Annotated in this window: 24 protein-coding genes; 16 read left to right on the top strand and 8 right to left on the bottom strand. The window is 35.6% G+C overall.

Features of this window, described 5'->3' with window-relative positions; genetic code table 11:
* Window positions 1-35: 35 nt before the first annotated feature.
* Window positions 36-2,285 (bottom strand): M28 family peptidase, encoded by a 2,250-nt coding sequence (locus tag MHH70_RS12885; protein ID WP_342471681.1) that lies wholly within the window; start codon window positions 2,283-2,285, stop codon window positions 36-38.
* Between the two features lie 203 nt (window positions 2,286-2,488).
* Between MHH70_RS12885 and MHH70_RS12890 the strand changes: the two genes are divergently transcribed.
* The gene (locus tag MHH70_RS12890) at window positions 2,489-2,650 is read left to right on the top strand and encodes a hypothetical protein (protein WP_161956425.1); all 162 of its coding nucleotides are present in this window, start codon (window positions 2,489-2,491) and stop codon (window positions 2,648-2,650) included.
* A 346-nt stretch (window positions 2,651-2,996) separates the two neighbouring features.
* Here the strand turns inward: MHH70_RS12890 and MHH70_RS12895 are convergent, their stop codons facing one another.
* The gene (locus tag MHH70_RS12895; RefSeq protein WP_235616077.1) at window positions 2,997-3,326 is read right to left on the bottom strand and encodes a hypothetical protein; all 330 of its coding nucleotides are present in this window, start codon (window positions 3,324-3,326) and stop codon (window positions 2,997-2,999) included.
* Window positions 3,327-3,958: 632 nt separating this feature from the next.
* On the opposite strand from MHH70_RS12895, the gene MHH70_RS12900 reads away from it, so the two are divergent.
* The 3 genes from MHH70_RS12900 to fosM all read left to right on the top strand — a co-directional run bounded on the left by MHH70_RS12900 (window position 3,959) and on the right by fosM (window position 6,252).
* Window positions 3,959-4,867, top strand: coding sequence for a phosphotransferase family protein (locus MHH70_RS12900; RefSeq protein ID WP_342471682.1), 909 nt, complete (start codon window positions 3,959-3,961; stop codon window positions 4,865-4,867).
* Between the two features lie 133 nt (window positions 4,868-5,000).
* On the top strand, window positions 5,001-5,720 hold the full coding sequence (locus tag MHH70_RS12905; protein WP_066165271.1) for a class I SAM-dependent methyltransferase: 720 nt from the start codon (window positions 5,001-5,003) through the stop codon (window positions 5,718-5,720).
* Between the two features lie 109 nt (window positions 5,721-5,829).
* The gene (gene fosM, locus MHH70_RS12910; protein ID WP_107943461.1) at window positions 5,830-6,252 is read left to right on the top strand and encodes a FosM family fosfomycin resistance protein; all 423 of its coding nucleotides are present in this window, start codon (window positions 5,830-5,832) and stop codon (window positions 6,250-6,252) included.
* 383 nt (window positions 6,253-6,635) lie between these two features.
* On the opposite strand, the gene MHH70_RS12915 is transcribed toward fosM, so the two are convergent.
* On the bottom strand, window positions 6,636-7,367 hold the full coding sequence (locus tag MHH70_RS12915; protein WP_342471683.1) for a MerR family transcriptional regulator: 732 nt from the start codon (window positions 7,365-7,367) through the stop codon (window positions 6,636-6,638).
* An 86-nt stretch (window positions 7,368-7,453) separates the two neighbouring features.
* Here MHH70_RS12915 and MHH70_RS12920 point away from each other — a divergent pair, with 86 nt between their 5' ends.
* Both MHH70_RS12920 and MHH70_RS12925 read left to right on the top strand, forming a co-directional pair.
* A complete protein-coding gene (locus MHH70_RS12920) occupies window positions 7,454-8,161 on the top strand; it encodes a type II CAAX endopeptidase family protein (protein ID WP_342471684.1) in 708 nt (235 codons plus the stop codon).
* A gap of 181 nt (window positions 8,162-8,342) precedes the next feature.
* Window positions 8,343-8,852, top strand: coding sequence for a YfiT family bacillithiol transferase (locus MHH70_RS12925; protein ID WP_107943458.1), 510 nt, complete (start codon window positions 8,343-8,345; stop codon window positions 8,850-8,852).
* Window positions 8,853-9,046: 194 nt separating this feature from the next.
* On the opposite strand, the gene MHH70_RS12930 is transcribed toward MHH70_RS12925, so the two are convergent.
* The gene (locus tag MHH70_RS12930; RefSeq protein ID WP_107943457.1) at window positions 9,047-9,721 is read right to left on the bottom strand and encodes a VOC family protein; all 675 of its coding nucleotides are present in this window, start codon (window positions 9,719-9,721) and stop codon (window positions 9,047-9,049) included.
* A gap of 298 nt (window positions 9,722-10,019) precedes the next feature.
* Between MHH70_RS12930 and MHH70_RS12935 the strand changes: the two genes are divergently transcribed.
* The 4 genes from MHH70_RS12935 to MHH70_RS12950 all read left to right on the top strand — a co-directional run bounded on the left by MHH70_RS12935 (window position 10,020) and on the right by MHH70_RS12950 (window position 12,923).
* Entirely contained in the window at window positions 10,020-10,547 is a 528-nt protein-coding gene (locus MHH70_RS12935; protein WP_107943456.1) for a YceI family protein, read from the top strand.
* An 85-nt stretch (window positions 10,548-10,632) separates the two neighbouring features.
* On the top strand, window positions 10,633-11,067 hold the full coding sequence (locus MHH70_RS12940; protein WP_107943455.1) for a MarR family transcriptional regulator: 435 nt from the start codon (window positions 10,633-10,635) through the stop codon (window positions 11,065-11,067).
* 83 nt (window positions 11,068-11,150) lie between these two features.
* Complete coding sequence (locus MHH70_RS12945; protein WP_066165292.1) at window positions 11,151-11,744, top strand: NADPH-dependent FMN reductase; 594 nt, start codon at window positions 11,151-11,153, stop codon at window positions 11,742-11,744.
* Window positions 11,745-11,984: 240 nt separating this feature from the next.
* Window positions 11,985-12,923, top strand: a complete 939-nt coding sequence (locus MHH70_RS12950) for a ring-cleaving dioxygenase (protein ID WP_107943453.1) — start codon at window positions 11,985-11,987, stop codon at window positions 12,921-12,923.
* 346 nt (window positions 12,924-13,269) lie between these two features.
* On the opposite strand, the gene MHH70_RS12955 is transcribed toward MHH70_RS12950, so the two are convergent.
* On the bottom strand, window positions 13,270-13,788 hold the full coding sequence (locus MHH70_RS12955) for an NUDIX domain-containing protein (protein WP_066165297.1): 519 nt from the start codon (window positions 13,786-13,788) through the stop codon (window positions 13,270-13,272).
* A 74-nt stretch (window positions 13,789-13,862) separates the two neighbouring features.
* Between MHH70_RS12955 and MHH70_RS12960 the strand changes: the two genes are divergently transcribed.
* Entirely contained in the window at window positions 13,863-14,336 is a 474-nt protein-coding gene (locus MHH70_RS12960) for an NUDIX domain-containing protein (RefSeq protein WP_107943452.1), read from the top strand.
* Between the two features lie 335 nt (window positions 14,337-14,671).
* On the opposite strand, the gene MHH70_RS12965 is transcribed toward MHH70_RS12960, so the two are convergent.
* Complete coding sequence (locus tag MHH70_RS12965) at window positions 14,672-15,166, bottom strand: GNAT family N-acetyltransferase (protein WP_107943451.1); 495 nt, start codon at window positions 15,164-15,166, stop codon at window positions 14,672-14,674.
* A gap of 445 nt (window positions 15,167-15,611) precedes the next feature.
* On the opposite strand from MHH70_RS12965, the gene MHH70_RS12970 reads away from it, so the two are divergent.
* Window positions 15,612-16,343 (top strand): DUF2087 domain-containing protein, encoded by a 732-nt coding sequence (locus tag MHH70_RS12970; RefSeq protein WP_342471685.1) that lies wholly within the window; start codon window positions 15,612-15,614, stop codon window positions 16,341-16,343.
* A gap of 435 nt (window positions 16,344-16,778) precedes the next feature.
* The gene (locus MHH70_RS12975) at window positions 16,779-17,666 is read left to right on the top strand and encodes a glycine betaine ABC transporter substrate-binding protein (protein ID WP_342471686.1); all 888 of its coding nucleotides are present in this window, start codon (window positions 16,779-16,781) and stop codon (window positions 17,664-17,666) included.
* A gap of 53 nt (window positions 17,667-17,719) precedes the next feature.
* Here the strand turns inward: MHH70_RS12975 and MHH70_RS12980 are convergent, their stop codons facing one another.
* On the bottom strand, window positions 17,720-18,580 hold the full coding sequence (locus MHH70_RS12980; protein WP_107943448.1) for an AraC family transcriptional regulator: 861 nt from the start codon (window positions 18,578-18,580) through the stop codon (window positions 17,720-17,722).
* A 110-nt stretch (window positions 18,581-18,690) separates the two neighbouring features.
* On the opposite strand from MHH70_RS12980, the gene MHH70_RS12985 reads away from it, so the two are divergent.
* Both MHH70_RS12985 and MHH70_RS12990 read left to right on the top strand, forming a co-directional pair.
* The gene (locus MHH70_RS12985; RefSeq protein WP_342471687.1) at window positions 18,691-19,272 is read left to right on the top strand and encodes a hypothetical protein; all 582 of its coding nucleotides are present in this window, start codon (window positions 18,691-18,693) and stop codon (window positions 19,270-19,272) included.
* 51 nt (window positions 19,273-19,323) lie between these two features.
* A complete protein-coding gene (locus MHH70_RS12990; protein ID WP_342471688.1) occupies window positions 19,324-20,028 on the top strand; it encodes a hypothetical protein in 705 nt (234 codons plus the stop codon).
* Between the two features lie 221 nt (window positions 20,029-20,249).
* Here MHH70_RS12990 and MHH70_RS12995 read toward each other — a convergent pair whose 3' ends face one another.
* Window positions 20,250-21,476, bottom strand: coding sequence for an IS110 family transposase (locus MHH70_RS12995; RefSeq protein ID WP_342473200.1), 1,227 nt, complete (start codon window positions 21,474-21,476; stop codon window positions 20,250-20,252).
* Between the two features lie 326 nt (window positions 21,477-21,802).
* Between MHH70_RS12995 and MHH70_RS13000 the strand changes: the two genes are divergently transcribed.
* The gene (locus MHH70_RS13000; RefSeq protein WP_066165319.1) at window positions 21,803-22,678 is read left to right on the top strand and encodes an AraC family transcriptional regulator; all 876 of its coding nucleotides are present in this window, start codon (window positions 21,803-21,805) and stop codon (window positions 22,676-22,678) included.
* Window positions 22,679-22,698: the final 20 nt, after the last annotated feature.

Genomic DNA, 22,698 nt, shown 5'->3' on the forward strand with positions numbered 1-22,698 from the left:
CCTGAAAAGATACGCTCTTTTCAGGCAGCTTTATTTTACTTTTTCTCATATAAATTTAATAACGCACTAATCGCTTGCTCTAACGTGTAGTTGTTTTGAGGTAGAAATAAGTTATTTTCCATGCCGCTCATAATTTGAGCGAGCTGCATATGATAGACGCTGTCCTTCGCCCAGCTCGAGATGTCATTATCGTCGCTGTAAAGTGTTGGCTGACCATCTGTAGAAGTTTCTTTTATATCTATATATTGATAGATTTTATGCAAAATCACAGCTGCTTCTTCGCGTGTAATCATATCATCAGGAGCAAAGGCTGTTTCTCCATCTCTCTCTAAAATACCTAGCTCATACAATGTGTCAGAGGTATCCTCAAATAATGATGGCTGTAGCATATCAAGAGTCCAATCCGCTTTCTGTAAAAGTAATGCAACAGCAAGCTTAGAAAAGTCGCTCCATTTGATATCTGCATCATAATTTTGACGAAGCTCATAAGGGAAAATTTCTGCTTTCATCGCTCTTGCCATTGTTAAATTCGTTGACATATCCTTTTCACTATAGCTATTACCTGACGGATTTATTAAATCGATATGATCCAGATAAAGGTGTACACCGTTTAGATAATTGAATATAGTGTACCCATGTCCCTCTGGTAAATCTTCAGTTGGCTCATATACTTGCTCTGTAGGATCGGATAAGTAGTTTGCCATATTCATCAGCATATTGCCACCTATACCATCAGATCCAATCGTAATGAAGTTAATTTCTGCTAGCTCCTCTGTAGAAAGTAGGGGCTTTACTTTTTCCCATGATTGTTTTGCATGTTCTGTGATGGGCAATGTGTCAGAAGGTTTATTTATAATTTCTTCCTTTATTAATTCCCCGTCTTTTTTGTAAAAATGAATTTCATTTGCTGGGTTTGCTGATTCCATACGAACAAGCTCCCCATTAACAAGTGTATAGCCCTCTGCTGTAGCCTCATATGAATCGATATACATTGTAAAAATATTTTCTTGCTCGTCATATTCGATATAATACGAATTTCCATAGATGTTGTTCCATCTATTTTCTTGCTCTGATTTTACGAATGTTTCATCTAACATTGCAGTTAATGCTTCAAATGAAATATCTGTATTATGAAAATCTATTTTAAGAGGACCGAACCATCCCCAATTACTAGTAGCAGTTAATGTGAGTGGCTGTTGGATATCAAATAACTGAATATTTGCCTGGTACTTTGCCATATTATCGTCAGATGGTACTTGGCTAAAGTGGATACCAGTGGCTTCCTCTACTTCTTTTTTCGACCCGAACGGTATTCTTTCAGTATTTGGTAATTCGTAGACCGTATTATTAATAACAGGTCGTGCTACTGCTTGATAGGATGGAGTTTCATCACTCATGATTTCTTTAGCGATTACTTGGCCCGCATCAGCGGCATATGCGAGCATATCAGGGCTGATGTGCTCGATTGTGTCATTTTCATTATGATATTCACCATGAACAGCTGGATGCGAGAAAAATAGGTTAGGGATTGCTTTTGGATGAAAAGAAGCATGATCGCTTGTCCCACCGCTGTTATATTCACGCACTTGAATATCTTTATAGTCTTCATTGTTTTTTAATAGGTCAGATAAGAAGCTTTCTTGTCCATCGGCAGAGTAAATTTTCACGGTTTTTTCCTTTTTTGCAGCTAGCATATCAAAATTTAGCATACCGATAACCCGCTCGCTATCAGCTCCTAGCTGCTCAACATAATGTCTTGAGCCAACTAAGCCATCTTCCTCCACATCAAAGGCAATGAAGCGTATTTCTGTATCAGTAGGTACGTTGTGTAATAAGCGCGCAAGCTCTAACATGACAGCGACACCTGAGGCATTATCATTGGCTGCTTGAATATCCTTTATGCCATCATAGTGTGCACCAATGATTAAAATATCCTTCGTTTTAACTGTTGTATTTGGTGAAAGTGTCCCAACAATATTAACAGCCGAATATGTGCTGAAAGCATTGTCTTCCCCTTTATCAGCCTTTTCCCAATCAAAAATTTCTGTGTCAAATGTTTGCGTTGTGACAGTAAGACCATATTTTTTAAATGCATCAATAATAAATTTTCTAGCAAGCTCTTTTTCTTCATTGTTGTGCCCTCTTGGATAACTAGATAGCACTTCAATCGTTGTCATCATTTCTTGTGTATCTACTGTATTTTCGGCTGCGCCTACTGCGGGTAGAGCGAATGAAGCGGAAAGCGCGATAGATACAGCCAATAATAAACTGAATATTTTTCTCATGCCTTGCATATCCTCCTTGTCCAATGTACGTACTATAAAATCACTTTTTTGTTTGTTGAATACTTACCATATAACCCAAATAAGGGATTGGTATATATTTTATTCTACATAAAACAAACTATTTAAACAATAATTTCATGAAAATATTTCCTAGTATATCCTTATATTGTAATAATAACTGTGTTTTGAGGATGGGATGAAGTATGAATCCATTTTTCTCTACTTGGCTACAACTTAAGCAAACAGCTCGCTATATGATTGAGAATAAATCTACAGGTTATGCGATATTTATTTTAACTGTTGGTTATATTGGTTCATTTTTCTCAAGCTTGCGTGATACCGATTTTAACATCGCACCAGTATGATTGTTAGTTGGAGGCATTGTATTAGCACCTATTATGGCCTTAGTTGAAATAGTATTACGTCATGGCTTGATTGGAGGGGGGGAGAGTATTTGATGGGGTGGCTACATATAATTAAATATTTAAAAGTATAAATCTTTTCTCAGTGCCTTATGTGATTTTAATTCCTTTTTATAGCGTTTGGTTAATGACTGCACCAGAATCTTTGATTAATCCAACATATATTGGGCCAATACCTTGGTATTTCTTACCGACTTTAATATTAACATTTCTTACAAGTATGTGGTCATTAGGAATTGTCATAGCAACGGTAGCGGAATTTGCTCCATCTTTTAAGAATGATTAATAACTAAACATCAGCAATTACTTTAATTTGTTCGTCTGTAGAAGCGGCAATTTCCTGTACTGAAGCAGCTGTCTGTTCCGATGCACTTTCGATTCCTTCACTCATCAGCTTATTATAGGATGTCATGGCGTCCATTTCTTTATTAACTACTTCTATTGATGCAGCAATTTGATTAACAGAATCAGACATTTCATTGAATTTGCTTTGTGTTAGAACTACATCATCATTTAGCTTTCTAGCAGTTTTCATCGTTCCTTCTACAGTCTCAACTGTTTTAGTAGTTTCTGAAACAATGGATGAAATGACTTCTTGTACTTGGTGAGTTGCATCCAAGTATAATACCTGTAATTAGTAGCATTAGCTTTGCGGAAATGCTTTGTAACTGTAAATTTTTCTTTTTCATTTATTTTCCCTCACAATTATCTATGTACTGTCAAAAAATATACAATAATTTGCTAATAACATGAATGGCAAATAGCATTATTTATTCATTTTTTTAATGCATCAAAAATGGAAATATTTCTATATATATTTCGACAGTAATCTCCACAATTCAATGATATAAAAAATTATATTTTATAATTAGCTTCCGAATCTGTAAAAACCCAGATACCCCAATACATTATTTAGATATGTCAGATATAGTGATTATGTTAAAATTATGAAATCTGCATTTGGGAATTGTTTTTAATCATGCACATGGATGATGAGAATAATGTATACTTATTTATGGAAATAATCTTAATTAAGCTGGTTCCTCAAAAAGCATATGACGGGATTATCATTGTAAAGGAAGCGACTCCTACGTCTGCAATGGAATAAAATGCAGAGACAAATTAAAGAGTATACTTGAACTTAAAGGAATTTGCTCTCGTTTTCGAAGGTAAGTTTAGAAAATAAGAAGGTATATAGCAGACTTTGAGAACAGATAAAAGAGGAAGATACGCTCTAAAGGAGGGAAAACCATGCTAGATATAAAAAACTACAGCACATTTGAACTAATCAAACCAATAAAAAAGGGTTGGTCGAGCGATAAAAAATATTACGTTGAAACTTTGACGAACGAAAAACTTTTGCTTCGTATAGCCGATATTGCAGAATACGATAAAAAGATAAATGAATATGAATTAATGAAATGGTTAGCTGAAAATGATGTACCTATTTCGCAGCCTGTTGAATTGGGTATTTGTGATAAAGGGAAAAGCGTTTATTCACTTTTCAAATGGTGTGACGGCGAAGATGCCGAGATTGTATTACCTAAGTTGCCAGAAGCTGAGCAGTATTTATTAGGTGTAAAGTCCGGGCAAATATTAAAGGAAATTCACAGTATACCTGCGCCAAATGAGCAAGAAGAGTGGGGAGTCCGTTTTAACCGTAAAATAGATAACAAAATCAAAATGTACCAAGATTGTGAAATTAAAATAGAAGGTGATGATAAAATCATCTCTTATATTGAGAAGAACAGACGTCTTCTGAAAGATAGGGAGCAATGCTTTCAGCATGGTGATTATCATGTCGGGAATATGATTATTTCACCAGAAGGAGAACTGAGAATAATCGATTTTAACCGCAATGATTATGGGGATCCATGGGAAGAGTTTAATCGTATTGTTTGGAGTGCCGATGTCAGTCCCCACTTTGCTACTGGGCAGCTTAACGGTTATTTTAACGGAAAACCACCTATGGAATTTTTCTTGTTGCTCGCTTTGTACATAAGTAGCAATACGCTATCATCTTTACCTTGGGCAATCCCTTTCGGCGAACATGAAGTAACCGTTATGAAAAATCAGGCAAAGGATGTTTTAACTTGGTTTGATGGCATGAATAATCCTGTCCCGACTTGGTATTTAGATGATTTTATATTAAATAGATAAAAATAGAATTTTGAATTATCTATCTGATGCCGAAGTAATGAAATATTATGGATTAGAACCTTATTAAAGCAAAACTTTAATCAAATTAAAAATAGCTTGATATAAAAGTGAAATTTAGGAAGTAGGTAAATAAATGATTCCATTAGTGTATGACCAGATTAACGGCTGGGGGAAAGATGATGAATTCTTTTTAGCGCTGTTGAAGAAAACAAACGCTAAAAAAATAGCTGATTTAGGTTGTGGAACAGGAAGATTGACAACGCATTTTGCGGAAGCCGGCTATCATATTACGGCAATTGACCCGAATGAAGAGGCAATTGAATATGCGAAAAGTAAAGAGTATTTAGGTGAAGTCACTTGGATTGTTGGCGATAGCACAAATTTACCAACCAATTCGTTTGATGCTATTACTATGACAGCAAATGTAGCGCAAGTATTTCTTACAGAGGAAAGTTGGCGAAATGTTATTTCAGACGCATATCGAGCATTAAAATCTGGAGGACATTTTATTTTTGATACGCGTAATCCATTAGCAAAAGCATGGGAACAGTGGGAAAAGGATGTTACACCTGATGTTGCAACGAATCCGCTGAATGGTGAGTCGCTTGAAATTTGGACGGAATACGAAGGGTTCATAGAAAATGTTTTTACATTTTATGAAACGGTGAAAAATGCACGTACAAATGAGGTACTTATTCATAAAAAGATGCAATTGAAATTCCGAACGCAAGAGGAAATTCATGAATCATTGCAACAAGCAGGTTTTTCTCAAATTCAAGCATATGGAGATTGGGAATTTAAACAAGCAACTGCCAAAACAAAATCATTTATTTTTCATTGTGTGAAAAAATGAACATAGAGCTACTAAAGATTTTTGGTATGAAAGGAAGTATCGTAGTTTATTATAAAAGTTGAATATTTATGTGCTTTATGGAATTAATATTCGTGCTTGGGGTGGTATAGTGTTTGTAAAAGGTTTAAATCATCTTTTATTTTCAGTGTCTAATTTAGAGAATTCTATACAGTTTTATCAAAATGCTTTTGGTGCGAAATTATTAGTTAGAGGAAGAAGCACTGCCTACTTCGACTTAAACGGTATATGGCTTGCTCTAAATGAGGAAAGAAATATTGCTCGCAATGAAATAAATCAATCGTACACACATATAGCCTTTTCAATAGAAGAAACAGAATTTGATAGGGTGTACGAAAAACTAAAGAAAATGGGTGTAAACATTTTATCAAGCCGTCCTAGAGACGATAGAGATAAAATGTCCATCTACTTTACTGATTTAGATGGTCATAAGTTTGAATTTCATACGGGAACCTTGCAGGACAGACTGAATTATTACAGACAAGAAAAGACGCATATGGAATTTTACGATTAAATATTAAGCGTAATCAATTTTATTTTGATTTTGCGATGAGAAATCGTAGGGGTACTATTTTGTGCTAAGTTCATATACAAAGGGAACATAATAGAGATTGGTAATGTTTTAAACAGGTTACGCTAGATTTTTAAAGATTTCTAGATAAGAAACAGATGATTGGCATATTAAACTGGTGCAAGTGTTCGATGATATTCACAACCTCGAAGCTCCCTATAGATACAGAGGTGTAGTGCACCTGACCTAAAAAATGAAACAAATAAAAAACACCTTTCGCTGAAAAATGGGTATTGTACCTTATCAAATCAACGTGGAGGTGTTTTCTTACTGTCTCAAAATGCCGCAAGGGCAGTTTCTTGTTTACTATAAAATATAGACTTCATCTATTCTTGTGTTGCTGCATAGGCAATGCAACGCTCTACATACTCCAGTATTTCTTCTGAAATTGGGTATAGTCCCGTTACTGAAGTTGGTAGCTTTCTTACTTCCCAAAATTGCTCCATTAGCTTCGTATCTCCTTGAAAAGTATCCTTTGATATTTCCATTAACTTGGACGCAAGCCGCAAGCCTTCTTGTGATTCAGCCTTAATATTATTTTGGATACACCAATCGATTCGGCGTAGCAATGAAATATATTGCTGTGTTGTCTTATCGTTGTTACTGATATTTGGAATTGTTTCTTGTAAAAAAGCTTTTTCATTATCTTGAAAATAGTCAATCCATTTTTTGGGGGTATTCTGCGAATTTTGAACAAGTTTAGTGACTTGCTCCCAAGATAAAGATTCTTCTAAATCAATCATATTAATTAATGATGCCGTATGAGAAATGCTTGTTTGAAGCTTCGTTAGTTGATCTTGTAGATAATTATGATGCGAAATTAAAATTTGTTTATATGTTAGTTTATCTAATAAATCACGTATATTTTCGAGCGGAAGTGAAAGTGATTTTAGAATAATAATTTTCTCTAATTCAAACAAATCTTTTTCCGAGTAGTAGCGTCGACCATTATCATCCTTAAAGCTTGGTGTGAGGAGATTAATTTGGTCATAATAACGGAGAGTGCGGATGGAGATATTTTTTTGCTTACATACCTCACCAATAGTCCAAAGTTTCATTTCATTTCCTCCTAAAAAAGCTTGCAGGTGACGTAACGTCATCTAATACACTTGAATTATACCATATAATGAAAGGGGAATAGTAAATGGAAATTAATCAAATAGACTGGAAGGAACAGGACTTTTGGGGGGTAAAAGAATTTATATTATTAATATTACTAGAATTTGTATTTGTAATAGGATGCATTAAATTCGTTGTTAAACCCGTCTATGTTTACTGGTTTGACAGCAATGAGCTATATGCAGGAACGTTAACGGGGGCAACAATTGCAGTTACTCTAATTTTAGGTATTTATTTTATTGCTCTTTGTCCTAAAAAGCTCTCTTGGAATGAAGTAGGGGTAAAATCATTTGCTATAAAGGATTGGAAAATTATCATTATATTTTCTGTTCTTTTAATGGCTGGTGCTGTAATAATCGTAGTGCTTACTAGCTTTATAGGAAACACATGGGAAAACAGTAAAACAGAAGCGTTACAGCAAAATGCAACTTTCTTTACAGTTTTAATTGCCTTACTTTCTGCGGCAGTTATTTCACCAATTTATGAGGAAATTTTTTATCGCGGTTTTTTATATCGCTGGCTACGTACACGTATAGGATTAAAAGGAGCTATTTTAATAAGCTCACTAATATTTACAATTGTTCATCTACCAACATATAACGCAATGCCCGTAAACTTCTTTAGCGGTATCATTTTTGCTTTAGCATATGAACGAACAGGCTCGATTTGGCCATCCGTTATTATTCACGGTGTAACGAATGGAATTATGGTTTTGCTAACGAGCTTAGGGTAGAAATAATTTTGAAATAGGCAAGACAATCTATCGCACAAGGAGGCTAACTAAAAATTCGATGTAGCTCGATTTTTTACATTATAAGTTAACTATTAAAATCGGAATATTTGAAAAACTGATATCCATTCACTTATAATCAAGGCAAGTGAATGAACATTATTTGAGGAAATGAGGCTTGAAAATGGACGTAAAATTCCCAATTGGACAATTGCAAGTTCCTGAAAAAGTAACATTTGAAAATGTAGCGGAATGGTTAAAGGAAATTGAAACTTATACCACTAGACTAAGAGAAACTGTCGATACATTAAGTGCTGAGGAATTAAGTAAAACTTATCGTGAAGGTGCATGGACAGTTCGCCAGCTTGTTCATCATATTGCAGACTCACAGTTAAATATGTATCAACGTTTAAAGCTTGCTTTAACAGATGAGAATCCGACAGTTCCAGCTTTTAATGAGGAGAAATGGGCTATTCAACCAGATACAGAGCTACCTATAGAAAGTTCTATTAAAATGTTGGAAGGTATTAATGCGCGAATCGTTTCTTTAGGGCAAAAACTAACTGAGGAGCAATTAACTAGAGTTTTCACACATCAAGTAAACGGACAAATAGCAGTTGCCACAAAAATCGCAAAATTAGCTTGGCATGAGGAGCATCACTTGGCTCATATCAAAATTGCTTTATCGAAATAATTACCTTAACAAAAGATGAACCGAAATCCTTTCTTTTATATAAGAACAAGGGATTTCGGCTTTTTTAACTTCTCTCAATGCAACGGAAATTTGATTTTCACTTATCCACGGAGGAAAGCTGCTAAATTTAATGATTATCACATTTTCAAAGAAATACGACTGAAACGTAGCGCTACAGCATGCTTTTCGGACGCTCAACCAATATAAAATTCGTGTTCATCATTTACGCCCAATTTAATTCCCGAATCTAAAAAGATGTCCAATGGAAAAGGAACAGATTTCTTATCGGAAAAAAGCCATCTTCTTCCGGGATTAGTAAGCAATAAATAAACTTTTGTTTTTTTATCCCCCATAAAAGATAAGAAATCAGGAGTTATTTCTGAATCATCACGTTCTACAATATTAGCCGCTATTAATCTTTCGGCAACTGCAATTTTATTTTTTACGACAAGGCTCATTTCAGAGAGCTTTTGTAGACTTTCGAAAGAAAAGGGCTGGTTGCTAGATGGATTCGTATTTAATCTCGCTATAAATTCCACAATATTGCCTGCCGGGTCTTCAAAATAAAGTGATTTTGCAAATAAATGACTAAAATCGATTTCATCTTTACCTTCTTCAGTTAAAAGAGTTGTACGCTGTTTCACCCATTCTTTTGCCTCTTTAAATTGATTTGAAGGAATATCAAAGGCAAAGTGATAGTATGGATTTCCTTCTACATCTTTATTATTAAATTCGATTGTGCTATGCCCAAATTTAACTTTAAAGCTATGCGTTGTTTCATCTACTAATGAAAATCCTAATTCTTCTTTATAAAAATATTTCATGTCATTCAGTTTATTGGTTTTTAATACTACATGTAAAATATTCATGGTTATCCTCCTCTCCATATCACTTTTATAAAATAGTACTATATTACCTATAAATGAAATACTGGACATTCGGCTGAATTACTTAGGTATTTAATTTTAAAAAAAGTTTTTTCAAAATGTGTTGACAAGGCAAATGAATATGTGTTAAATTTATTTTGAAATCGAGATAAATGATTTCGAGATAGTTAAGTTTATTCGAATCATCCTACTATTTCACTTCAGACGTGGAAAATAACGGGATGATAAAATTTTAATTATGTATCTCGAATTCGAGATAAAAAACAGGAGGAATTTTATAATGGCAAAGTGGACAGTAGACCAATCGCATTCAGCAATTGGATTTGAAGTAAAGCATATGATGGTATCAAAAGTGAAAGGGCAATTTGCTTCTTATACAGCAGATGTAGAGGCTTCAGATTTAGCTGATTTAACAACAGCAAAGATTGCGTTTACGCTAGATACAGTAAGCATTGATACAAATAATGAAGACCGTGACAATCATTTAAAATCTGCTGATTTCTTTGACGTAGAAGCGTATGCAGCGATTCAATTCAATTCTACAAGCATTACGAAAGACGGCGAAGATTATAAAGTGACTGGTGATTTAACAATCAAGGACGTAACAAAACCGGTAACATTTGAAGTAGAATATGGTGGTAAAGGCACGAACCCTTGGGGTGTAGAAGTTTATGGATTTGAAGCGGAAGCAAAAATTAACCGTGAAGAATTTGGCTTAACATGGAACGCAGCGTTAGAAACAGGTGGCGTACTTGTTGGTAAGGATATAAAAATTAAAGTGGAGCTTGAATTAAATCCAGGCGCATAAATATAAAATGAAATGAACTAAATATGATGAATAGATTTGAAAGTATAAATTCATCATATTTAGTCACAATATAGGAGTGATACGAATGGAACTAGCAGCAAAAGAACTGAAAGCAGTTACTGTTATACTTCGTGCCTCCCAAGCTATACAGGAAGTAATTAGGCAAGACGTTGCTACGTATTGCTTAAATCCAACAGAGTTTTCTGTGCTAGAGCTGCTGTATCATAAAGGTGACCAGCCCATTCAAATAATTGGAAAAAGCGTTCTAATTTCTAGCAGTAGTATTACATACGTAGTAGATAAGCTAGAACAAAAAAAATATGTTAGACGCAAAGGCTGCCCAGAAGACCGACGTGTGATATATGCAGCATTAACAACTGAAGGAAAAGCATTAATGGATGAGATTTTTCCGAAACATAAATTAAAAATTAGTACGATATTTGCGGATTTAGAAGCTATAGAGATTGATGAAACAATTGCTTTGTTAAAGCGAATAGGTTATAAAGCAAGTAACTTATAAATTTTTTTAAACAATTACCTCGATTTCGAGATAACTGTTGGGGAAATTTAAAAAGTTTTAGCATAGAGGAGAGAAATAAAAAAATGGGTTTTTTAAATAAATTATTTGGAACTGAAAAGCAGGAGGAACAAATCATGGAAAAATTAAATATTGGTATTATTTTAGGATCGACTCGTGAAGGTCGTGTAAGTCCGCAAGTAGGTGCTTGGGTGAAAGAAATTGCAGAAAAACGTGGAGATGCAAACTACACTATTATTGATATTGCAGATTATAAATTACCGTTATTAGGTGAAGCAGGTGGCGATGCATCAGGCGCGGCAGCTTGGTCTAAGGCTATTGCGCAGCAGGACGGTTTCGTATTTATCGTGCAAGAATATAACCATTCAATTACAGGCGCTCTAAAAAATGCATTAGATTATTTACGAGAAGAATGGAATAACAAAGCAGCGGGTATTGTATCCTATGGGTCTGTCGGTGGGGCTCGTGCAGCAGAGCATTTACGAGGTATTTTAGGGGAATTGTTAGTGGCGGATGTGCGAGTGCACCCTGCATTATCTCTGTTTACAGATTTTGAAAATGGTACAGATTTCAAACCGGGTGCACACCAAGGGAATTCTGTAAATGAAATGTTAGACCAAGTAATTCCTTGGGCTACTGCATTAAAAACGATTCGATAATGGAGGCGTCCGAAAAGCAGTGTAAAGCACTGCTTTTCGGATGAATCTTAAAATAATGACTGTTCAAAAAGGCAAGTAGCTTGTTTTAAAGCTAAAGTAAATAAACGTTGTATCCAAGACGATGGGTCTTAACCGCAGCACCGTAGCTCTATTTTAGGTCAGCAAATTCTGCTGAATTAAGATAGATTTACGTTTTATCATAGATAAGTTTTACTAATATCCATTTAGGAGGAGCTAGTTATGAAAAAACAAACGACAGGTATACATCATATTACAGCAATTGTAGGACATCCACAGGAAAATATTGATTTTTATGCAGGCATTCTTGGTTTGCGTCTTGTTAAACAAACAGTAAATTTTGATGACCCGGGAACATACCACTTATATTTTGGTGACGAGGGTGGAAAGCCCGGCACAATTATTACATTTTTCCCGTGGGCAGACGCATATAAAGGGCGAATTGGTGACGGTCAAGTTGGAGTCACAACATATATTGTGCCTGTAGGAGCACTAGATTTTTGGAAAACAAGATTAACGAAATTTAATATAGCTTATAAAGAAGCTACTCGATTCGGAGAAGCATTTATACAATTTGATGACCCTCATGGTTTACATCTTGAAATCGTTGAACGCGAAAGTGGTGAGAAAAATAGTTGGTCATTCGGTGGTGTAACAAAGGACGTTGCAATTAAAGGCTTTGGTGGAGCGATACTCTATTCAAGCAAGCCAAAGGAAACAGCTACAACTTTGACGGATGTAATGGGGCTAGAAATGGTTGCACAAGAAGGAGATTATACACGCTTTAAAGCAACTGCTGAAATCGGCAATATTATTGACTTAAAGATGACAACGGGTGTTCGAGGAACAATGGGAGTTGGAACCGTGCATCATATAGCTTGGCGTGCTAATGACGATAAAGACCATATTGAATGGCAGAAATATGCGATAAGTAAAGGGCAGCACGTAACGGAAGTGAAAGACCGTAACTATTTTAACGCTATTTATTTCCGAGAATCTGGCGAAATATTATTTGAAATTGCGACAGACCCGCCAGGCTTTACACATGATGAAACTGCTGAAACAATGGGCAGTAATTTAAAGTTACCCGCACAATATGAGCAATATCGCGAGCGTTTAGAAAATAAATTAATCCCCATTGAAGTGCGCCCGCTTGATTAGAATGAAATCTATAAAATAATGAAGGGGCTGTCTGAAGTGTGGACAGCCCCTTCCGATTGATACATTAAATGTCGACCAGTCGTTTGTGAAGGATATTTATTTGAATGGTGAGAGTAAGACCATTGCTCAAGCAATTATCCATTGAGCCAACTCGATAGGCCTGAATGTTATAGCAGAAGGGGTTGAGCTAAAGGAGCTGAGCAAGGGGGCTACGTTTTTAGGTCAAGGCTATTACTATAGTAAGCCATTGAAGGTAGAGGCTTTTGAACGTTTTATTGAGAAATAAAAAACGCAGAAGGCAGACGGAAAAAACAAGTGCTAACTTGCTCGCCGCCTGCCTTCTTTGTTAGAGACGAATCGAACCATATTGTCGTCTGCTCTCAAAAAGGAAATTAATAATGCCTTTATAGTATGGAATAAATACCCCATCCTCGATTAGCTTAAAAATCTCCTCCTGTGAAGCCCATTTAACAGCTTGTACTTCCTCGGGTTGTAGCGTCAATGTGCTTAAATCAACATCGTACTCAATTAAATAATAATCATCAAAGCCGCGTTCAAAATTAATCGTCAATTGTGGACGGATGTTTTCAAAGTCATAATGAATGCCAAGTTCTTCAAATAATTCGCGTGCAGCTGCCTGTTGACTTGTATCACCTGCAACAGCACTGCCACCACATGTAATATCCCAAAGATTAGACCAACCTTGCTTAAAGGGCTGACGCTGCTGGATAAGCATTTCTCCGTTCGAATTAAAAATGCAAACATGCACAACTAAGTGCAGCTCATTCACTGCCATCGCATCTCCGCGCATTATTTGTTTTCCTATTTTATTGCGATGATAATCATATAAATCCCATTTCTCCATTGCGAAGCCCCCTTTTAAAATGATTAAATAAACAATAGAATTGAAGTATATCACAACATAGGAAGTGAACGGAAATGCATTTTCATATAAGAGTTCGTGCAGGGGCAGTCATTATTAAAAATAGTCAAATATTATTAACAGAATATAATGACCCTAATAGAGGGCTTGTTTACGATTTACCTGCTGGTGGTGTTGAACCGAATGAATCTATTATAGAGGCAGTAAGACGCGAAGCTAGAGAAGAAGCTTGTATTGAAGTAGAGGTCGGTCCGTTAGCTTTTGTCTATGAATACGTCCCGCATCTTAACTTAGAAAAATTCGGTACTACGCATACATTAGTAATGATGTTCGAATGTGAATTAAAGGACGGTTCTGTTCCAAGACTTCCAACAAAAGCTGACCCTAATCAAATAGGTGTAAAATGGCTTAAGGTAACAGAGCTACAAAATGTTCGACTTTATGCGGATATAGGGAAGTATATACAGGATTACACGTTGAATAGGAGAAATATTGAGCTAATTGAGGAACATACATTAAATTTAATGTAAGAAGATGTTAAATCTAGTGTTTTCAAGAGGTAAAGGGCTGTCCCAAAAGCCGTGCATAGCCGGCATTTTGGACAGTAGCGATGATGTTTCACAAAATGTTGATTCATATAAACAGAAAATGCCTCTTTTAAAAATGGGAGGAACATTGGCTTTAGCAGTGTTATCCTTCAGTAAAAGGGAAACGATAAAAACATTTATTTCAATGCATTGAAAAAAGGTAGTTCAGTTTTAGAGTAGAAAAATAAAATTGGTGTTAAAAATACATTGAAATAACAGTTTTTTAGTGTCTAAAATAGCAACTATTTCAGACATTTTAATTGTTGTCTTTATTAGATTTATAATAACTTATACAAATAATATTCATTAACAGGCATTCCATTTATTATTAATGAATGCACTTTTTCACCTTCCAATATAAAGCCCATTTTTCTATATAAGTTGAATGCTTTTATATTATCTTTTATAACAGTAAGCTCTAATCTGGAAATTTCAACTTCTTGTGACCACTCGAAAATTCGGTTGAATAGTTTAGTTGCAATCCCTTGCCCTTGATATTCTTCGAGAATACCTAAGACTAGATACGCAGAATGCTGGTTTCTTTTTAGGTTGCCACCTAACGCTGCGATAAAACCAACAATTTTACTTTCGGCTTCAGCTACAAAGAAGATTGATTTTTTTTCAGATAGGATTCTTTCAATTGATTTTCTTTGCTGTTCAACAGTTATCTCTCGTTCTCCAGGCTCATACAACATAAATCCAGACTCATCAATTTTTTTACTTAACTCTATAAACTTTTCTGCATCAGTTATTGTAATTGGTCTAATTATCATTGCAGTTATCTCCTTTTCGTTTTTTGGTAAACAAAAAGCACATACTCGCCCTCGAAAGGGACGAATATGTGCTGTATACCCGTGGTTCCACCCAAATTCCTACTCATGCATTACATCAGTAGCTCATTGATACAGATAACGCCTGTAAACGTCGCTAGTTTCCTAACGCGGCTCCAAGGGAGTAAATCATTTTGTCCAATCAGGAAATTTTCAGCCGGTGATTCCCCTCTCTAATGATCTTCTCAAAAATGACTCATATCCTTTTCTTTGCCTTTTAAATTAGCTCTTAATTTATCTTAAAATTTCAACGATGTCAACAGCCAATTTTGATTTAATTCTTGAAAGATGAATTTATATAAAACGAGCTAATTAATATATTTATAAACAATATATCATTTTGTTTGCAAATGGGTAAATATATTGTATTATATTTATCGAGGTGGTAATGGTGGATTTTCAAAATATATCGGTTGAGGAATTGATGAAAGGCTATCAATTAGATGGATTGCAATATCGCTGTCTTCATTGTGACCTAGTGTTTTGTTTACATGAGGTGTATCCGTTTCATCATAAGTTTTTAACGGCTGAGGGGATGGTACAGGTACATATACAGCAAGAGCATGGTACGGCATTTCACGCCCTTTTGCAAATGGATAAAAAAATAAGTGGTTTGTCAGAGGTGCAGCAGGAGATGCTGAAGCTGTTTTATGAAGGCTTATCGGATAAAGAAATTACTGTAGAAAGTAGCGTTAACAATATTTCAACAGTGCGACAACATCGTTTTAAGCTACGCGAAAAGGAAAGACAGGCTAAAATCTTCCTAGCCCTAATGCAGTTACTCTCAGAACCGAATCATTATAAAATTCATAGGGGGGCGACACAGGTGGATGAGCGTTATAGTATCGAGGATAAAGAGCGTGAAAAAGTGCTACAAACTTATTTTAAACAAGGTTTAGATGGTAGTATTGAAACGATTCCTAGTAAGGAAAAGAGAAAGCTTATTATTTTACAGCATATTTTACAGCGGTTTACGATTGGCAAAGTTTATACAGAAAAAGAAGTGAATATGATTTTAAAAAGCGTCCATGAGGATTTTGTTACTTTAAGACGTTATTTGATTGAATATGGATTTATGGACCGCAATACAGACGGTTCATCTTACTGGGTGAAGGAATAGGGGAATTTAAAAAAGGTGGGAAATGTGATTATTGTACATTTCCCACCTTTTTAATTTAGAGTAATGCTATAACAAATCTTATAATATAAATTAATATAACGATGAATGCAATATATTTTAAAATAGTAAATGATATTTTTAAGATGCCACCGAAAACAAATAAAATAGCTAAAAAAATAATTAGAGAAATTAAAAAGCTCATGTGTTACCTCCCTCTGTCTATAGTGCCCTTACACTATAATACGCATTTGGAAAGTCAAAAGATTCATTGAAAGATAAGGTGTTTCGAGGATTTACAGCAATATAGCATTAAACGGGGCTTATATTTTTTTGAGCTTTATTTGCGCCCTAAGTAACAACTTGTTTTATTTTATAAGTTGTTACATTTGGCGTTATATGTTATCCTTGAAAAATAAATTGTTTGAGGGGGATTTTATGAGTTTTAAAAAAGCTAGTATTTTTTCAGCATTGTCACTTTCTTTCTTGTTAGTAGGCTGTAGTGACAAAGAAGAAACACAGAATTTTGATAGTGTAAGTGAAGCCGTGAACTATACAATTACAGGCATTGAGCCGGGGGCTGGCATATCTGAGTCCACGCATAATGTGCTTAATGAGTATGAAAATTTAACAGGTTGGGATATTGAAGAAAGCTCAACGGCAGGGATGCTTGCTCTTTTAGATGAGGCAATTAAAAATGAAAAGCCAATTGTCGTAACAGGTTGGGCCCCACATTGGAAATTCGAGGACTATGACTTGAAGTTTTTAGATGACCCGAAAAACGTTTACGGAGGCACTGAGAGCATCCATACACTCGCAAGATTGAATTTTGATAGGGATATGCCAAATGTCTATAAAATTTTAGATGCCTTCCATTGGGAATTAGATGATATGCAGGCGGTCATAGCTGAAGGTGAAAAATCATCCTTTGAGGAGGCAGCCGAAAATTGGGTAATGAGCAATGAAGAAAAAGTAAATGGCTGGTTAGAAGGGACTGAGCAAGGGAATGGGGAAGAAGTTCGGCTCGTCTCTGTTCCGTGGGAATCAGAAATGGCTTCAGCTAATGTCGTAAAAACAGTTTTAACACAGCGAGGCTACAATGTTACATTAACGGAAGTTGACCCAGCAGTTATGTTCCAAGCGGTTGCTACCAATGCTGCTGACGTGACGGTAGCACCTTGGCTACCTACAACACACCAATCTTTTTATGAAAGTCATAAAGATAATTTTATCGATTTAGGTGAAAATATGACAGGCGCGCGCTCTGGCTTGGTTGTGCCAGCATATGTGGATATTGATTCAATTGAGGACCTCGAGCCGAAATAATGGGAAAAGGGGGCGACCACTACTTACTGTGGGACGCCCTTTTTTTAATAACGCTATATTTCCTTCACTGCAACCCAAACTTCACTATAAACATTATCAGTTGAATCATCATAGCGTGTAAAGGAAATGATTGGCTCATCTAATAGCTTATAATTTGAAGACGGGAGCCACACCGCATAAATATTGGCATATGTTTGCTGTAAAGTGGAGGGAAATGGTCCGCGATTTGGGAAAATAGCCCATGTATTTTCTGTTATCGTGAGTTGCTCTAAGTCGTCATATGGATTTTCCTTTGTTGTTGCAAAGCAAATCATATGTGTTAAATCTCCCTTTTCCTCCAAATGACCTTCATCGAAATGGTAGGAAGCATTTAATACTTGATGCGGATATAAATCGCCTAATTCATGCATTTCTGTTCGTTGCTGCTCCGTAATTGTTTGGGCTAATTCAATAATGGCATTGTTTTCTCCTTCAAATTGGATTGGTACTCTTTTTGTTACGCCAACTAAATTGAACTTTTCTTTCTTTTCTATTTTAAATTCCATTGAAATACCTCCTTTAATATCAATAAAAAATGAAAACTTCGGAAATGTTTTTTGAATTTTATTTTTCACTACTTCAGAGGGCAAAAAGCCACTCCAGTCGCGAAATGCTCTTGAAAATCCATCAACGGATTGATAACCATATTTAAAGGCAAGGTCTGTCACCTTTTCACCGTTGACGAGTTCGGCATTCGCACAGGATAATCGTCTATTCTTGATATACTCAGTTAATGACATGCCTGCCATATAAGAAAACATTCTTCTAAAATGATAGTCGGATAGCCCAACAATTTGAGAAATAGTTTCTCCCGAAATACTTTCCGTCAAATGAGCCTCTATATAATCCATTAATTGATTAAATTTTTGTAGCATTTATATCCCTCCTTTGTATATTTATCATAACGAAAAAAGCCTTTTCCCACTCGATATTTTAGAAACGGAAATAATCGTTTGATATGATTAAGAAAAAGGGAGGTTACTTGATGTTTACAAACGAACAATTAAAGCAATTTATTAAAGGTAAAGTGCTTGGTGAAATGTTCCCATATGACACAGGGGATGAACATTTGATAATTAGTTATTTAAAGAGAATTAAAGCCGAGTTAGAAAAATCATTGCCAGTGTGTTGCGAAGTAGAGCCGTTACACTTTGGTAGTGGGTATGCATCATATATGCAATGGTTTGTTTATAAAACTGATATGTTGACACGTAAAGAGCGAGAAAAAGATGTAATGGAGGAGGAAAGGGAAGGGTTGATTGTCAATATTAGTATGCTTGCCCCTGTTATATTAATTGGCAAAGGGGAGAAATCGACCTGCTATGTAAGGGGAGAATGGCATAGTGGTGCGATGACAAGTTTGGCAGAACCGCAACAATTGCTGATTCCGCTACATTTAAAGGAGTTATATGAAGACTTACAACGCCTTTTTATGAAATACAATTATGGGATTTTGTACAGGGAGGATGTAGAAAAACAGCTCCCCTTTAAAGCAAATATAGCGACAATTTTTAGAGAGCCAAAAGATTATTTAGTGTGGGATGCAATTTTTTATTGGATGGACTAATATATGAAACTTATATTATAAAGGGCTCGTAAATAAACAGAGGTGAACATAATGTATCATTTAATTTTGCTGTTTGCTTTACTACAACTAGCGATTATAGCGAGATTTCTATTTTATGGATTATTTAATATGGCAGCTTTTGCATCAACTTTTCTGTTACTAGCTGTCGCTTTTGTCATCTGGTTATTTAGTAAAAGGCTTGTACATAAGGAACAAAATTATAAACCAAATAATATTGCAAATTGGTCCTTTTATGAAAAACAGACAACGGTTTTATCTGCGAAACCACTGTTTCAAGGAGATCTAAAACGCGGTTATATTAAGCGCTTTTATGAAAAGAAGTGGCAGTATATCGTAGCGGACATTTTAGGGGCAAATTGGTATTTGGCACTTGAGATTCAAATAGATGGAGATTATTATATTGTTCGTCGGAATTCTAAAAACTACTCGCTTATGCAGGAGCATTGGACGATATACAAAAATGATATAGAAATTGGCAATGCACGTACCTTAATGAATATGAAAAATACTGCAAAGTTAAAAGAGGCTATTGAATTTATATTTAAGGACAAAAATCTCACTACTTCTGCAACGACAATTTCATCGACAATTACTTTACAGGATCAGCATCATACTTTAGGAACAATGAAGCGTAATCACCTAATTAGCAATGTGCATGTAATAGATGTTCAAGAGGAGTGTTTGGAATGTATCGTTGCGCTTATTGTACATGCATATTATTTTAAAAGTAAGTAATATTTTTGGAGCTGTTAGGAAAGATAGATGATTTCTACTTTCTGACTAGCTCTTTCTTACCTCCAGTCAATAGCTTTTAAGAAAATAATTAAAGTTTTGAAAAGATTTTTTTGTGAGGGTGGGGGTACCCCCACCCTCACAAAAAAATTGCGCATGCCAAAGAGACCTCACGAATTTTCTTTTTTTCGAAAGGTCATTGTGCTATAGTTAATTTACTTTGGTTACGATTTCTGAGCTGGTAGTGCGGACTCATAATCGTACAGAATGCCTTGTGTCATTAACTGAAACGTCATTTTCAGAAACTTATTGATACAGGCGACAATCGCAACCTTATGAGGCTTTCTCTGAGGTTGCGTTTTTAATTTATCGTAATAATCTACCAGGTGATTGTTAGTCTTTTTCCGTAACGTAATCATCGTACAAATCATAAAAAATAAAATCTTTCGTAGCTTCTTATTTCCTCTTTTATTGATACGATCACGATACTGCGTGTTACCCGATTGATAACGCATAATATCAATACCTACATACGCATTTAGTTGTTTCGCATTCTGAAAGCGGCGAATATCCCCTAATTCACCGATTAATCGGCAAGCTGTTGTATCGCCAACGCCCGGAATCGAACGAAGCACTTGGTATTCTTTGCGTTCCTGTGACATCTCCACCATTTGTTTCACAAGTGTTTCCTTCTTCTCAACTAAATCCATGATACGAGCTGCGTAGTCACGAATTTGATCACAACGAATATCGGTAGCTTTAATGGCTGGATAACTATTTTGAGCAGCCTCTAGTAAACATTCTGCTTTTGCCTTAGCACGTGCGAATGATAGGTTTTTTCGTGTATTGGCTTTTAACCGATTTTTAATGACTGTTTTCGAATGCGCCAGTAACAGGGCTGGATGTGGATAGAGCTGAACAATATTTAAAAACAGGGCCGAACTTGGTGTAATGAGTGCTTCCAACTCCGGAAAACTCAAATGTAATAACGCATGCATTCGACTTTTTAATCGCGTGATTTCTTCATCAATCTCATCATAATAACGTGTAAGTCCACGCATCTGTTCATAATAATCATCCTGCACATAGGTCGGCTCACGCTCCATTTTAAAATGGGTTTTCGCTAACTCATGCGCATCACTACTATCGGTTTTATTTCGACGCATCGAAGCCATTTGTAGATTCGCTTCAAGTGGATTCATCCGACAATAGGTGTAGCCATAATCGATTAGAAACGTTTCCAATGGTTTTGAATAAACACCTGTCGCTTCAAAAACGATTTCAGGTGCTTGACCGTCACGCTCCGCTATTTCTTTCATTCGCTTATGTAATTGTTCAAAGTCCATACGTGTATGATTCAGTTCACCTTCAAATTCACATTGACGATACGGATTATAAATCGCAATGGTACTTTTTCCTTTACTCACATCTAACGCAACCACATGTTTCATCATACTTTCTCCTTTTTAGCCAATCATAGAAGTCTTCACAGTGCCTTACCGATTCCATTTTCTTCTACACGATCTCTTGGACCCAACATACTAAACTGATTCAAATAAGGGTGTGAAGTCAGTCGGTTTTTAATACGGATTCTAAAATGATCCCAGGAGCTTGTTCGACTTTCCTTCACTTCTACTATAAAAAAATAGTAGCACAAACCATGGCCTTGGTTTGTACTACTAATGTTAGTATGTTTTTATTTCAAAATTTAGCAATAAAAATCAAAAATCATTTTATACACTTTGTTATGCTATTGATGAAAGGAGGGGAAATCATCGTGAATTATGAATTCTCCTTAAATATGGTGATTGATTATATAGAGGAGCATTTGCATGAATCATTGGAAATTGAGCAAATCGCAAGACATGTTGGTTTTTCTAAATTTCATCTTCATCGGATTTTTAAAATGGTCATCGGTATGTCCATAAGTGATTATATAAGAATGCGACGGTTAGCAGCAGCATCGGCTATGCTGCTATATACAAATGAGAAAATTATTGATATTGCCTTTGCACATGATTTTGAATCACAGGAGGCTTTTACGAGAGCATTCAAAAAGCATTATCATTTGCCACCTGGTCAATACCGAAAGCTAATGTCTATAGCGCTGAAAAATAAGGAGGAATCTTATATGAATAAACCAATAAAAGGTTGGATTTTAAGTGGGGCAGACCCATTTAATTATGAGATGGGGGTTGACCGGGAGGTTGTGCATCAAGGGAAAGCATCTGGATATTTAAAATCGAAAACGGTCCTAGAAGGAGATAGCTTTGCCACGATGATGCAACAATTTAAAGCTGATAACTATTTGAATAAGCGTATTCGACTTTCGGGCTTTTTAAAAACGAAAGATGTGGGGTTATTTGCTAGTATGTGGATGAGAGTTGACAATGCTAGTGGAGATGTTGTTCAGTTCGATAATATGAGTAATCGTCCAATAAAAGGAACGACAAATTGGAGTAGGTATTCCATTGTATTAGATGTACCAAAGGACAGCTCGATTATATCATTTGGCATTATTTTATCAGGGCGTGGTCAAGTATGGGTTGATCAATTAGCATTTGAGGAAGTAGATGAAAATGTAGCATCAACGAATTTAGAAATACAAGCCGATATATTAAGCATGCCAACAAATTTATCCTTTGAGGAATAGACTAGAGTATATAATGAGAA

This window comes from Metasolibacillus sp. FSL H7-0170, from assembly GCF_038593115.1.
GTDB lineage: Bacteria > Bacillota > Bacilli > Bacillales_A > Planococcaceae > Metasolibacillus > Metasolibacillus fluoroglycofenilyticus.